We start from the raw sequence: 14441 nt of genomic DNA on the forward strand, positions 1-14441 counted from the left end.
CTATTCGCGATTGTGTGACGTGGCAGCGGCGACCGGCCGCCTGCGGAAAACTGCATAAATCAACAGGCCCGAGAGCATGACGAGCATCCCCGACAGCGACTGCACCGGCCGCTCGGTCAAGAGGTAGTACATCATGGATGCGGTCACGAGCAGGAAAATGAGCGGCGTAAACGGGTACCCCCAGGCGCGATAGGGCCGCGGCAGGTCGGGATCGGTGATGCGCAGCTTGATGACGCCGGCAACCGTGAAGAACGAGCAGAACAGCAGCGAGAACTGGATGAAGTCGAGCACCGCCTCGAAGCTGCGCGTGAACAGCAGCAGATTGGCGACCCCTAGCTGAAACAGGATGGCATAGGCCGGCGCGCCTCGAACCGATCGCTTCGAGAACACGCGCAGCGCCGGGATGTCCTCCCCCATCGTCATCATCACGCGCGGGCCGATCCACATCATCGCGCTGATCGAGGAGATCAGGCCGACGCAGATCATGGCGCCGACGATCCGGCCGCCGAGGCCTCCGAAGATGGCGCTGCCGGCTACGCTTGCGACGTCGAGCTGGCCGGTCAGCGCGCTGATTGGTGTCGAATAAAGGAACACCGCGTTGAGCGCGACATACAACACCAGCACGATGAGCGTGCCCGCGAGCAGTGCGCGCGGCAGGCTTTGCTGCGGCGTGTTCATCTCGCCGATGATGTAGGTCGCGGCGTTCCAGCCCGAGAACGAGTACATCACGAAGACAAGCCCGATCGCGAAAGGCGCGCTGACGATATGGGCGAGATCACCGGCGTGCGGCGCAAAGGAGATCGGCTGCGGCGTGCCGACGACGAAGCCTGCGACGAGGAAAGCAACGATCAGCACGACCTTGAGGATGGTCGAGATCAGCTGGAAGGTCGAGGAGTGCCTGACGCCGGTCAGTTGCACGATCGAGACCAGCCACACCACGCCGATGGCGAGCGGGATTGGCGGCACCTCGGGCATGACGGACTTGGCATATTCGCCGAAGGCCATGGCCGCGAGCGCAACGGGCGCGGAGAAGCCGACCGTCGCCGAAACCCAGCCGGCGAGAAAGCCGAAGGCCGGATGATAGGCGCGGCCGAGGAAATTGTACTCGCCGCTCGAGCGGGGAAACATCGCGCCCAGCTCGCTGTAGGAGAACACGCCGCACAGCGCGACGATGCCGCCAACGGTCCACAGCGCCAGGATCGAGAAGCCCGAGGGGATGTCCTTGACCTGGAAGCCGAGGCTGGTGAAGACGCCGACCCCGATCATGTCGGCAACGACGATCGCGGTTGCGACCAGCACGGAAACCCCGGAGCCGCCGGTCAGCCGCCCGGTCCATGGCGCGGTTCCCGCATCTGATGCCGTCATCTGGGTCCTTAGCCTCAGGCGTCGCGCCTCATGGAGGCATCGTGCAGATTGGTCCAGTCAATTCAAGCAGGGTTAACAAGGGTTAAATGAGGCGGTCGAAATAGGTAATTGGCCACCTTTTATGCACGCCTTTGAGCAATAAACCCGTAGTCGGCCGCGGAAATACGCGCTCCCCTCCCACAATCGCGACACGATTGCGTGGTCTTTTTTGATCGTTCCGGATGTGGGGAAGTTTCTCCGGACACTTAACGTCGCCTAAACGCCAGTCGGCTCAATTGTCTTAAGAATGCCGATGGACGTGAGTTCATGGCTTGGGGTCATGGGTGGATGGTCGGGGCCGTTCCGAAATTGAATGCAGACATGCGCGCTGACTGGACCAAGTCGTCCGGGGCGCGCAGTCGTGCGCTTCGGATCGCCCTGATCTCAGCCTTGGTGCCGTTGTCGCTGACGCTGGTTCAATGCGGCCAGGCGCCCAATCCGGCGGCGCTCGCGGCGAACTCGCAGGCCAATGTCCCTGTCGTCAATCAGACCGTCGCCAAGACCAATTCGCAAGTCGCAAGCGGCGATACGTTCGAGGATCGCTTCCCCGCCCCGCAGTTCAAGGAGCGCTTCCCCTCGGCGAGCGAGAGTTTGCTGCAACGACAGATGTCGGACTTCTCGCCCAAGCGCGCCGTGCAGCAACAGCCGGAGCAGGCGCCGTACAAGGTCGCCTCGCTCGCGCCGCAGGTGCCCTACCAGCGTCCGGTGCGCGAAGACCTGACGACGCTCGTCAGCATGAAGTCCTCGGCCTTCCCTTATTTCGGCAACAACCCAGCGTCCGACGCGCCCTTCCTCAACATCTCCAAGGGCGACCGCCGCGGCCACCGCAGCTACTCGGGGCGCGTGTTCTGGCAGGACGAGACCTACAACGACAGCCGCGTGCTCGTGCACGTCCCCGAGCATTTCGATGTGCGCAAGCCTGGCGTGATCGTGGTGTTCTTCCACGGCAACGGCGCAACGCTCGAGCGCGACGTGCGCGACCGCCAGCTGGTACCGCAGCAGATCACCGATTCCGGCGCCAATGCCGTACTGCTCGCGCCGCAGATGGCCGTCGATGCCGCAGACTCCAGCGCTGGAAAATTCTGGCAGCCCGGCGGCCTCAAGCGCTTCATGGAAGAGTCAGCCAGCCACCTCGCCCAGCTGACCGGCGATCCCAACAGCGCGCGTGCCTTCGCCAACATGCCGATCGTGATCGTGGGCTATAGCGGCGGCTTCCTGCCGACCGCCTGGAGCCTCGAGGTCGGCGGCATCAGCGATCGCGTCCGCGGCGTCGTGCTGCTCGATGCGGTCTATGGCGAAATGGACAAGTTCGCGTCCTGGATCGAGAGCCATCGCTCGGGCTTCTTCGTCAGCTCCTACACCCACTACACCGCACGGCGCGACCGCGAGTTGATGAGCATGCTGCGACAGAAGGGCATCGGTGTTTCCGAGGGCATGGATGGACCTTTGCGTCCCGGTAGTGTGGTGTTCGTCGAAACCGGCGACGGCATCACCCACCGCGACTACGTCAACCGCGCGTGGACGCAATACCCGCTCAAGGACGTGCTGGTGAAGATGTCGGCAACACCGGCGCTGGCGCTGACGCGCGTCGCAGCCACCAGCTCTTCCGCGTCAAGCCGTTAGTCTGGATTTTGCGCGCTGGCATTTCGCCGCGCTGACTGCAATTCCGTCAGGCCATGATCAAAATGTGATGTTGATGGCCGACAATCCCCGGCAACCACCGGATTGCTTCTGCTGGCAACGACCATATTTTTCCGCGCAAGCTGCGCTTGGACCAGTGCACTTGGACCAGTGCACTTGGAGTACCGCGGGGACAGGCAGTGCGTCAGGGACTGTACAAGGTCGATTTCCACACCGTTCACGGAACTGGCTGCGGAGTCGTCTATGTGACGAATGGCAAGATGCGCGGCGGCAATTCGGCCTTCGCCTTCATTGGCACCTACACGGGCGAAGGCGACAGCATCAAGGTCAAGATCTCGACCGAGCGCTACAACGACGATTCGTCGTTCAAGGCGCTGTTCGGCATCGACCGGATCACGCTGACGCTCGCCGGCCGCGAGGACGGCGACACGGCCGAGTTCGAAGGCACCGCGCTGCAAGTGCCGGGCGTTGCCTTCAGAGCGGTGCTGAGCCGGATTGCCGACTAGGCGCCCGGCCCTCGAACCTCAGCTATTGATCTCAGGTTTTGGGCAGCTTCGGAATGCTCTCGGCAAAGCCGTTGAAGCAGGCCAGCCGCTCGTCCTCTTCCTTGAAGAACCGGCAATCGGCGTAGCCCTTGGCCTTCGCCGGCTTCGGCTTGGGCGTCGGCGGGATGATGGCGTCGTAGCAGTTGAGCCGGTCCTTGGTGCCGTCGTCAGTATCGAGACAGGCCTGAAGCCGCGCCGCGATCGATTGCGGCTTGCCCTTGGGCGCTGCAGCCGGCTTGGCGGCGGCCTCCTTGGTGCCGGCCTTGGTCCCCTTGGGCTTCACCTGCACCAGCGGCTTGTCCCCCACCATCGGTGGCTTGTCGGTCTGCGCAAACGCGGAGGCTGAATAGAGCACCGCGACAACCGCCAGAATCATCCTCATGTCAGTCAAACCTCTTTGGTCCCCCATGACGGGCCTTCTAGCGCTCTCCCGCGCGGTTTGCCAAGCGCCTTGCACGCAGGAAATGCCAGCTTCAGCCCGCGGCGGCAGCCGGCCGGGGACGGCTCAGGATCACCAGGATCAGCGCCAGCACGACAAAGCCGACCGCCACGAAGCCGAGCGGGTGCAGGAGCTCGCGGGCGAACAGCAGTCCGCCGATGGCGGAGCCGACGGCCTGGCCGATATAGAGCACGGAGGTGTTAAGGGCGACGGTCGCCGATGCAAGCTGCGGCGCGGCTGCGACCAGCCGCACCTGCTGCATTGAATTGGTCGAGGCGAAGCCCAATCCCCAGATCGCGACCGCGCCCGCCATCAACACGAGTGTGCCGGCGCCGAGCGCCCAGCCAGTGATGCCCGCGAGTAGCAGGCATGTGAACAGCAGCGAGGTTCGGTAAGGTCCCCAGGTGTCGACGATGCGGGTCGCGATGACGACACCAAGGAAACCGCAGACGCCGTAGGTGCCAAACACCATGCCGATCGCATCGGGGCCGGCATCGGTGAGCTTCTTGAGCAGCGGCCCCATGAACGTGAACACCACGAACTGTCCGGACATTTGCAGCATGGTGATCGCAAGCAGCAACAGGATGGTCCGGCTACGCCCAACCGCGCTCCAGGTCGTCAGATCAACGGGTGTGCCCTTCAGACCCGCCGGCAGGCGCACCAGCAGCAACAGGAAGCTGACGCAGCCGAGCGCGCCAATCTCGCCATAGGCGGCGCGCCAGCCATAGCGGCTGGCGATGAAGGTGATCAGAGGAAGGCCGACGGCGGCAGCCAACGACCAGCCGAGGAAGATGTAGGCAATCGTGCTGCCACGCCGCTCCGCCGGCACGATCAGTGCCGCCGTGCCCGCAGCCTGCGGCGTGTAGAGGGCGCCGACGGCGAGCATCACCAGGCGGATGACAAGGAGGCTGACATAGTCGGGCGCAAAGGCCGAGGCGAGATTGCCAAGAGCGAGCGCTGCGAGCGTGGTCGTGAGCAACACCCGCCGTTCGATGCGGCTGGTCAGCCAGGCCGTCAGCGGCGAGCCGATACACAGTGTGATCGCACCGAAGGTGATGAGCAGCCCGGCCGCATGAATGCTGATCCCGAGCCCCGCCGACAATTCCGGCAGCATCCCCGCCGGCGCCAGCACCGAGCAACCGGTGACGAGATTGCCAAGCATCAGGGCGGTTGGCGTGAAACGGCCGGCGCGGGGATTTTCCATGCAAATGCATGTAGAGCAGGATCGCGTCGAATGAAAGGGACGATCTCATCCGTCGCAAGGCAGCTTACTTCGCGGAGGCTGGCTGCGGCGCAGGGTCTCTCGCACCAACCACCCCGATTCCCTGGGCCGTCACGGGTGGCGGTGCAGGCCATTTCGGCGACCCAGTCCACTTCGACGATGAAGGCCACGGCGATGACGGCTCTGGCGATGGCAATTTGGGCGGCACGATCTTGGCCTGCACGGTCTGGCATGCCGCCGACAATTGGTCGGAGGCAGGCTCAAGGCCTCGGGTCTCGATCTCGAAGAAGGTCGACGTCGTCTTACCGTCCGGCAACAGTGTGCTTTGATCGGTCCGCAGCCGCGGGACGGCAACCAGATCCTTCATGGCGTCGGCCGTGATGACAGCCGTCCAGATCTCGTAAGGTCCAACGCGGATCGGGAGTTTGGCAAATTGCGGCGCTTTCGTCGAACCGGCAACCATGGTCATGCCTCTGGTGCCGCTGGCGTCCTTGCTCAACTCATTGGCGACCATGAGACGGGTCTGCGTTTTGCCGCCGCAGATGAAACGCCATTCAAATTTCTGGAAGCCGCTGTCGGTCTTGATCTGGACGATCTTCTGCACCAGCGGACTGGGCGCCTTCTCCATGGCCCACGGCGTTTCGACGACGTTCCTGGTGTCGATCCGGAAGTTGTACAATTCCTGGCGCGTCAGAACGCGGATATTGTCTGGACTGATGCTGTCGGCCAGCGTCATGACGTCACGACTGATGCCCATTTCGTCGACATAGGCAAACGCCATTCTATCGGCTTCGACGTGGGCCTTCGCGATGGCTTCCTCGCGGCGCGCTTCAGTCACATTGACCCGGAATTGCATTCCTACCCGTGCACCGTGAACGGCCACCATCGAATCCGGCGCAACTTCGCGCGTTGATGTACCGAACAACAGGAAGGTGCAGGCGGAGCCGCATACGGCACCGCGGGTCACGATGCTTGCGATGACTTCGTCGCGATTGGTCTTGATCAAGGTGCAGGCGTCGTCCGTCTGGGTGCCCGGACAGGCATCGACAACCGTGCGCCCGACCCGGCCGACCGCCTTCTGGGCGCGAAGCAGTCGTCCGATCGCCAGCGCATCGCGCATTTCACCACCCGGCGAATTGAAATAGATCGGCCGGTGCGTGTCCTTGCGTTCGTGGAGGAAGCGCTCGACCCGCGTGGCCGAGCCTGGGTCTACTTTGCCTTCGATCGCGATCCAATGATCGCAGCCTGGTCCGCAGGAATCGGGCGCCCCCTTCGCCTCATAGATCGCAAGCTGCTCCATCGGCTTGTCGGCCGGCGGGGCCGCTCTTGCCGAATGCGAGAGCGGGAGCAGTGAAAACACGAGCGCGCAGCTCAGCCCGACACTGGATTTCATGGCACAACCGTGGCGACGGCGGCGCCGCCATCGCAAAATCAAAGGCGTTGAAAGCTCCAGCCTACACCGCGCCGTGCGACCGATGCATGACTGCGCCGGGAAAATCCTGCCTCGCTCCCTCCGGGCGCCCATTTGCCGCCGCGAATTTCCCGAGAATCCGCGATTGCGCCGCCCGAATCGCCTGCTATACGCTTGCTTTCCGCTTACCTGCGCTCGTTCGCAGGAGTGAGCCTCAGGAGAAACGCAATGTCCGACCAGCCCAAATCCGATCAACTGAAGTCTGATCAAGCCAAGTCCGATCAAGCCAAGTCTGATCAAGCCAAGTCTGATCAAGCGAAGTCCGAATCCGGCTTCCAATATTCCCTCAGCAACCTGAAGCCTGTGACCCCAGCCGCTAAAGTCACCCTCACCTTCCCCGACGGCGCCCAGCGCCAGTTCGACAAGAGTATCACCGGTCTTGATATCGCCAAGGGCATCTCGCCGTCGCTGGCCAAGCGCACGGTGGCGATGGCGCTCGACGGCGAAGTCGCCGACCTCAACGATCCCATCGAAGCCGATGCGAAGATCGAGTTCGTCAACCGTGACGATCCGCGCGCGCTCGAATTGATCCGTCACGATTGCGCGCACGTGCTTGCGGAAGCCGTGCAGTCGCTGTGGCCTGGCACGCAAGTGACCATCGGCCCCGTGATCGAGAACGGTTTCTACTACGACTTCTTCCGCAACGAGCCGTTCACACCGGAAGATTTTGCCGCGATCGAGAAGAAGATGCGCGAGATCATCGCGCGCGACAAACCCTTTACGAAAGAAGTATGGGACCGCGAGAAGACCAAGCAGGTTTTCCGCGACAAGGGCGAAGCCTTCAAGGTCGAGCTGGTCGACGCCATTCCCGGCAACGAGCCGATCAAGATCTACTACCAGGGCGACTGGTTCGACCTCTGCCGCGGCCCGCACATGACCTCGACCGGCAAGGTCGGTAACGCCTTCAAATTGATGAAGGTAGCCGGCGCCTATTGGCGTGGCGATTCCAACAACCCGATGCTGACGCGCATCTACGGCACGGCCTTCGCCAAGCAGGAGGACCTCGATGCTTACCTCAAGCAGATCGAGGAAGCCGAGAAGCGCGACCATCGCAAGCTCGGGCGCGAGCTCGACCTCTTCCACTTCCAGGAGGAAGGTCCGGGCGTCGTGTTCTGGCACCCGAAGGGCTGGACCATCTTCCAGCAGCTGATCGCCTATATGCGGCGACGCCTGACCGGCGACTATAACGAGGTCAACGCGCCGCAGATCCTCGACAAGTCCCTGTGGGAGACCTCGGGCCATTGGGGCTGGTACCGCGAGAACATGTTCGCGGCGCAGTCGGCCGGCGACGAGGCCGAGGACAAGCGCTGGTTCGCGCTCAAGCCGATGAACTGTCCCGGTCACGTCCAGATCTTCAAGCACGGCCTGAAGAGCTACCGCGACCTCCCCTTGCGCCTCGCGGAGTTCGGCGTTGTGCATCGCTACGAGCCATCGGGCGCCATGCACGGCCTGATGCGCGTGCGCGGCTTCACCCAGGACGACGCGCACATCTTCTGCACCGAGGACCAGCTCGCGGACGAGTGCCTGAAGATCAACGATCTGATCCTGTCGACCTATGCGGATTTCGGTTTCACCGGCGATCTCACGGTGAAGCTCTCCACGCGACCGGACAAGCGCGTCGGCACGGATGCGATGTGGGATCACGCCGAGCGCGTGATGGCGACCGTGCTGCGCGAGATCCAGACGCAGAACAATCACATCAAGACCGAGATCAATCCGGGCGAAGGCGCCTTCTACGGGCCAAAATTCGAGTACGTGCTGCGCGACGCCATCGGCCGCGACTGGCAGTGCGGCACCACGCAGGTCGACTTCAACCTGCCGGAACGGTTCGGTGCGTTCTACATCGACCATGACGGCGGCAAGAAGCCGCCGGTGATGGTGCACCGCGCGATCTGCGGCTCGATGGAGCGCTATATCGGCATCCTGATCGAGCACTATGCGGGCAACTTCCCGCTCTGGCTCTCGCCGGTGCAGGCGGTGGTCACCACCATCACCTCGGAAGGCGACGAATACGCCAAGGTGGTGCTGGAGCAGGCGCGGCGCGCGGGGCTTCGGGTCGAGATCGACCTGCGCAACGAGAAGATCAACTACAAGGTCCGCGAGCATTCGCTGGCCAAGATCCCGGCACTGCTCGTGGTCGGCAAGAAGGAGGCCGAAACGCATTCGGTCTCCGTTCGCCGGCTCGGCAGCGACGGACAGAAGGTGATGACGACGGAGGAGGCAATCGCCGCCCTGGTCGACGAGGCGACTCCGCCGGATGTCCGGCGGGCTCGCGGCGCGGTTTGATTCCTGAAATCGATCTAAATTCGCTTTCGGTAGCGGGCGTGCGTTCCTATGTGGGGACTGCACGCCCGACGACCAGCCGAAGAGGTAAATGCAGTGCCCGACGCCATCGAACTCCTGAAGACCCGCCGCTCGGTCAAGCCGCGCGAGATGACCGGACCAGGCCCCTCGCCGGCCGAGCTCGAGACCATTCTCACCATCGGCGCGCGGGTGCCCGATCATGGCAAGCTCGCGCCCTGGCGCTTCATCATTTTTGAAGGCGATGCGCGCCAGCGAGCCGGCGAGGTGATCGCCAAGGTCTTTGCGCGGAAGAATCCCGGCGCCCCCGCGGCCGATATCGAGACCGAGCGCAAGCGTCTCACCGATGCGCCGCTGGTGATCGGCATCGTCAGCTTCACCAAGCCGCATCCCAAGGTGCCGGCGTGGGAGCAGGAATTGTCGGCGGGCGCGAGCGTGATGAACATCGTCACCGCCGCGACCGCGCTCGGCTATGGCGCCTGCTGGCTGACCGGCTGGTTCTCCTTCGATCGCGACGTGCTGGACGGACTTGGCCTCAAGGCGGACGAAAAGCTCGCCGGCCTCGTCCACATCGGTAAGCCGACCAAACCGAGCGAGGATCGTCCGCGACCGGTCCTTTCTGAAATCGTGACGCGTTTTTAATCGAAGTCTTGTTGACGCCTCGAACGTCTTGCGGCTTTGTTCTCGTCGGGGGAGGAAGCCCGGATGAAGCGTCGTGAATTTCTGGTCGGGGCCGCGATGCTGGCCGGCACGATGGCGCGGAGCCGCGCCGCCGACGTCCCCGCCCCCTCCGCCGACGGGCTGCGACGCATCACTTCGTTCTTCGAAAACGAGGTCACCACCGGCCGATTGCCGGGGGCCACGGTCCTGATCCAGCAGCACGGCAAGCCGGTCTATTTCAAGCTGTTCGGGGTACGCGACGTCAGGACGCGGCTGTCGATGACGCCGGACACGATCTTCGCCATCCATTCCATGACCAAGCCGATCACGAGCGTGCTTGCTATGATGCTGATCGACGAGGGCAAGCTCGCGCTCACCGATCCCGTGTCGAAATACATTCCGCTGTTTGCCGGCACGAAGGTGGGAATGGAAGTCACCAAGCCGGATGGCTCGATGGCGCTCGAGATGGTGCCGCCGATCCATCCGGTGACGATCAGGGATTTGATGCGGCACACTTCGGGCATCACCTACGACTATATCGGCGGCAAATGGGTCGAGCTTGCCTACAAGTCGGCCCATATCTTCGCGGGCCCCTTCAACAACCGGGAGTTCGCCGACCGCATCGCCAGGCTGCCGCTGGCACGTCAGCCGGGGACGCTGTGGCGCTACGGTCATTCCACCGACGTGCTCGGCAGCGTCATCGAGATCATCACCGGGCAGACGCTGTACGACGCGTTGAAGCAGCGCATCTTCGATCCGCTCGGCATGACCAGCACCAAATTCGTGCTGACGACGCCTGACGAGCTCGAACGCATGGCGCGGCCGCTGCCGAGCGACCAGATCCTGCTCGACGCCGAGCGCGAGCGCCTCGACCATCCGGAATGGCAATCCGGTGGCGGCGGCCTGCTCTCGACCATCACTGACTATCAACGCTTCTCGCAAATGCTGCTCAATGGCGGCGAGTTCGACGGCGAGCGCTATCTCAGCCCCGCCGCCTTCAAGGACATGACGACCGACCAGATCGGGCCGGGCTCCGGCGTCGACCGCGACTATTTCTATTTCCCGGGCGACGGCTTCGGCTACGGCTACGGACTTGCCGTACGCACCGATCCCGGCAACGCAAAGCCGCCGCCGCCCGGCTCGCTCGGCGAATTGAAATGGGACTCCGGCAGCGGCACCTATTTTGGTGTCGATCCCAAGCTCGACATGGTCTACGTGCTGATGCAGCAGACCCAGAACGAGCGCGGCCGCATCACGCCCGCGTTCAAGGCGCTGGTCTACGACTGCTACCCCGAGGAGCTACGCCGCCCGTGAGGCGCGCTGGCCGAAATCGGCCAGCAGCTTTGCGATCTCGGCGGCGGGCCGCGCCGCGCTGAACAGAAAGCCCTGTACCTCGTTGCAGCCTTCGGCGCGGAGCCAGTCGAGCTGATCCTCGGTCTCGACGCCTTCCGCGGTCGTGGTGATGTTGAGGCTGCGGCCGAGGCCGGAGATCGCACGCACGATTGCGCCGCAATCGGGCCGCAGTGCCATATCCTTCACGAACGAGCGGTCGATCTTGATCTTGTCGAACGGGAAGCTGCGGAGATAGCTGAGGCTGGAATAGCCGGTTCCGAAATCATCCATGGAAATGCTGACGCCGAGCTCGCGCAATTGATGCAGGATCGCGAGATTGGCATCGGTCTCGGCCAGGAAGATCGACTCGGTGATTTCGAGCTCGAGCCGCTTCGGCGACAGGCCGGATTGCGCCAGCGCCGAGATCACGACCTGAACCAGGTTGCGGCTGCGGAATTGCGCCGGCGACAGATTGACCGCGACCTTGACGTCGGTCGGCCACTTCACCGCTTCGGCACAGGCCTCGCGCAGCACCCACTCGCCGAGCTGGGTGATCAGGCCGATATCCTCCGCAACCGGAATGAACTCGGCCGGCGAGATCATGCCCTTGTCGGGGTGATGCCAGCGCAGCAGCGACTCGAAGCCGGAGATGCGGTCGGATGCGATCGACACCAGCGGCTGGTAGTACAGCTCGAACTCGCCGTTGGCAAACGCACGGCGCAGATCGAGCTCCATGTCGCGGCGCTTCTGCGCCTGAAGGTCCATCTCGCGCTCGAAGAAATGATGCACGCCGCCGCCGTCGGACTTCGCCCGGTACAGGGCCATGTCGGCGTTTCGCATCAACTCCTCCGACGTCACGCCGTCGCCCGGCGACAGCGCGATGCCGATGCTGGCGCCGATCACCATCTCCTGGCCGTCGATGTCGTAGGGCGCTTTCAGCATGTCGATCAGCAGGGCCGCACACGCGCTGGCCTCGTTCGGCGAGACGTCGGCCGCCAGGATCACGGCGAACTCGTCGCCGCCGAGCCTTGCGGCAAGATTGGCGCCGCGGACCGCAGTGGTCAGGCGCTCGGCCACCTCCTTGAGCAGACGGTCGCCCGCCGGATGCCCGAAGGAGTCGTTGATGTTCTTGAACAGGTCGAGGTCGATATAGAGCACGCCGACGCGCTTGCCTGCGGCCTGATCGAGTGCCTGCTGCAAGCGCTCCTGGAAATATTCGCGGTTCGGCAGATCGGTGAGCCCGTCATGGTGGGCCATGTGCGCGATCCGTGCCTCGGCCTTGCGCCGCTCGGTGATATCGACCATCGCGACCAGATAGCCGTCGCGGTCGTCGAAGGCGACGCGGCGGCCGAAGGTCAGCACCTCAATCTCGCTGCCATCGGCGCGCAGATGCCGCCAGTTGCGCGAGGAATGATAGCTGTCGCCGATGCGCTCGAGCGCCTCGGCGTGGCTGTCCCATTCGTCCTGCGGCCAGATCTCGCGCAATGTCATGCGCAGGAACGCCGCGCGGCTGTAGCCGTAATGCTGGACCGCGGCGTCGTTGACGCCAAGGAACTGCTTGGTGTCGGCGTCGAACACCCACATCGGCATCGGATTGTTGTCGAACAGAAGGCGGAACGAGGCGTCGCGGCGCTTTAGCGCCGTGACATCCGAGATCGTCAGCGAGACCACGTCGGCGAAGGCGGTGGCGCTGAACCGGAGGTAACGGCCCTCGTGCTCGATCTCGAGTTGCTCGCCGCGGCCGCCGGACACGGCCTTGAGCAGAAAATTCATGATCTCGGGCGAAGCCAGCAGCGTGCTGCCCTCACTGATCCGCCGCCACAGCAGACTTCCGCTTGCGACCTTCAGCAGCAGCCCGGCGCTCTTGTTGTGGTGCACGACCTGCAGATCGAACGGCGCGCCGTTGGCGTCGCGCAGGGTCGCCAGCGACACCACCGCGTCATCGGTCGACGAGAAGATCGCGTCGAGCAGATTGTATTGCGCGCCGCGCTCGTTGACATAGGCGCCGACCAGTGTCGCGCCCCAGCGCGAGGCCGTCGGCAATGCCAGCACATCGTAGGTCCGGACCATGCCGTCGCGCACGCAATGGGCGCTGGCCTGGTGCGGCCGTCCGTTCCTGAGCGCGCTTGCCACCGCTTCCGACAGCGCGGTGGCGCAATCCGGCGACAGCTCGGCGACCGGAATGTCCCAGCGCTCCTCGCCAAGCCATTTCTGCACGTAGCGTCCGCTGCGCGAGAGTTCGAGCGCGCCGTCCCCCTTGAGCAGCGCGATATGGTCGGCCAGCCGTCCGAGGCTGCCGAGCATCACGTCCTCATAGCGCGGCAGCCGGTCACCCGGCTTCAACGCGGCACGCCATTTGCGCTGAAGCACCGGGATGTCGTCAAACATTTCGGTGGCCGGCTTACCCGGCATTTTCTTCGCGGCACTCATTGCAGTCCCCAACGCACTCTTACGCCGCATCCAATGCAACCGCGCTTAATGGCGTGTAAAAAGGCCGCAGCCGCGGTGCCATTTTAGTGATTATGACAGTTTTAAGTCGGGCGATGGTTAGTGGGCATTAGAGACTATGACAGTCGTGTGAAATGCAATGCGTCGCCACGTCGTCTTTGCGAGCGCAGAGGAGCAATCCAGAGTCTTTCCGCGGAGACAGCATCCATCCCGTCATCCTGAGGTGCGAGGCTTGTGATGCGAATGCATCGCAAGCCGAGCCTCGAAGGATGTACGGCCGAGCTGCAGCGGGGCCGTCGCCCTTCGAGGCCTCCGCTTCGCTCCGGCGCCTCAGGGTGACGGTCACAGATTGGTGCACGCACCAACTTCAAACTGCAGACACACCTTCGCCCTCTCGCGGCCCATCTCGCCCGAGCTTTGCTTCGTCGCCTCACCCTCGATTGAAAGAGGGCGCAGGGAAGGCCGGGAGCCGGCTGGCTCCCATTGACCGCTATGCCATGAGTGGATTGCGCTACACTGCACAGCGGGTAACAGGGCAGCCGAGACATCCGGCCTTCCCTGCGCAGTGGTTTGACGGCTTATGTCGCGCTCTCCCCGGGGAGCGATGCACTATTGCCCCCGTCGTCTCGCGGATGATCGATGCGCGAACCCGGTTGGGCCACACGCATCTCTGCGAGACTTGACGCACAGACCCCCGGGCGTCAGGACCACACGATTTCGCCGTACGCAGTCACACCGGTCGTGTGCGCGACCTTTTTGCTCACGGTTGCCCGCCCTGCAAAACCCTTCGCGCCGATGTGGCCTGCGTCCACCGCCATCCGGCCCGCGTTCGTGACGATCGCGATACGCCCCTCTTCCTTGGGCCGGGTTACGCGACACATACGCCGTTTCCGAATTTCGGTAAAGTGGAATATTTTTGATCGCCGGTATCGACCAACAGATGGCGTGTTTTGCCTGACGGGCAACGCAAGAGATTGT

The 14441-nt window shown here is 63.6% G+C and carries 10 protein-coding genes; 5 read left to right on the plus strand and 5 right to left on the minus strand.

The window, feature by feature from the left end; genetic code table 11:
• Window positions 1–1365: an APC family permease gene (locus tag ACLFLU_RS27005; RefSeq protein WP_426407811.1), complete on the minus strand. Its 1365-nt coding sequence runs from the start codon at window positions 1363–1365 to the stop codon at window positions 1–3.
• A 360-nt stretch (window positions 1366–1725) separates the two neighbouring features.
• Here ACLFLU_RS27005 and ACLFLU_RS27010 point away from each other — a divergent pair, with 360 nt between their 5' ends.
• The gene (locus ACLFLU_RS27010) at window positions 1726–3027 is read left to right on the plus strand and encodes an alpha/beta hydrolase (RefSeq protein ID WP_426407812.1); all 1302 of its coding nucleotides are present in this window, start codon (window positions 1726–1728) and stop codon (window positions 3025–3027) included.
• Window positions 3028–3224: 197 nt separating this feature from the next.
• Entirely contained in the window at window positions 3225–3551 is a 327-nt protein-coding gene (locus ACLFLU_RS27015; protein WP_426407813.1) for a hypothetical protein, read from the plus strand.
• Between the two features lie 31 nt (window positions 3552–3582).
• Here ACLFLU_RS27015 and ACLFLU_RS27020 read toward each other — a convergent pair whose 3' ends face one another.
• From ACLFLU_RS27020 to ACLFLU_RS27030, 3 genes are all read right to left on the minus strand, one after another.
• Window positions 3583–3972 (minus strand): hypothetical protein, encoded by a 390-nt coding sequence (locus tag ACLFLU_RS27020; RefSeq protein WP_426407814.1) that lies wholly within the window; start codon window positions 3970–3972, stop codon window positions 3583–3585.
• Window positions 3973–4063: 91 nt separating this feature from the next.
• On the minus strand, window positions 4064–5233 hold the full coding sequence (locus ACLFLU_RS27025; RefSeq protein ID WP_426407815.1) for an MFS transporter: 1170 nt from the start codon (window positions 5231–5233) through the stop codon (window positions 4064–4066).
• A 64-nt stretch (window positions 5234–5297) separates the two neighbouring features.
• A complete protein-coding gene (locus ACLFLU_RS27030; protein WP_426407816.1) occupies window positions 5298–6644 on the minus strand; it encodes a hypothetical protein in 1347 nt (448 codons plus the stop codon).
• 246 nt (window positions 6645–6890) lie between these two features.
• Between ACLFLU_RS27030 and thrS the strand changes: the two genes are divergently transcribed.
• The 3 genes from thrS to ACLFLU_RS27045 all read left to right on the plus strand — a co-directional run bounded on the left by thrS (window position 6891) and on the right by ACLFLU_RS27045 (window position 10997).
• Window positions 6891–9008 carry a threonine--tRNA ligase gene (gene thrS / locus ACLFLU_RS27035; protein ID WP_426407817.1) on the plus strand — a complete coding sequence of 706 codons (2118 nt, stop codon included), beginning with the start codon at window positions 6891–6893 and terminating at the stop codon, window positions 9006–9008.
• 93 nt (window positions 9009–9101) lie between these two features.
• Entirely contained in the window at window positions 9102–9665 is a 564-nt protein-coding gene (locus ACLFLU_RS27040; protein WP_426407818.1) for a nitroreductase family protein, read from the plus strand.
• Window positions 9666–9728: 63 nt separating this feature from the next.
• Window positions 9729–10997 carry a serine hydrolase domain-containing protein gene (locus ACLFLU_RS27045; RefSeq protein WP_426407819.1) on the plus strand — a complete coding sequence of 423 codons (1269 nt, stop codon included), beginning with the start codon at window positions 9729–9731 and terminating at the stop codon, window positions 10995–10997.
• Here the strand turns inward: ACLFLU_RS27045 and ACLFLU_RS27050 are convergent.
• A complete protein-coding gene (locus ACLFLU_RS27050) occupies window positions 10983–13445 on the minus strand; it encodes a putative bifunctional diguanylate cyclase/phosphodiesterase (RefSeq protein ID WP_426407820.1) in 2463 nt (820 codons plus the stop codon). The two genes, ACLFLU_RS27045 and ACLFLU_RS27050, sit on opposite strands and share 15 nt — an antisense overlap.
• Window positions 13446–14441: the final 996 nt, after the last annotated feature.

The sequence above is a fragment of the Bradyrhizobium ganzhouense genome, from assembly GCF_049949285.1.
In the GTDB taxonomy this organism is placed as follows: Bacteria; Pseudomonadota; Alphaproteobacteria; order Rhizobiales; family Xanthobacteraceae; genus Bradyrhizobium; species Bradyrhizobium ganzhouense.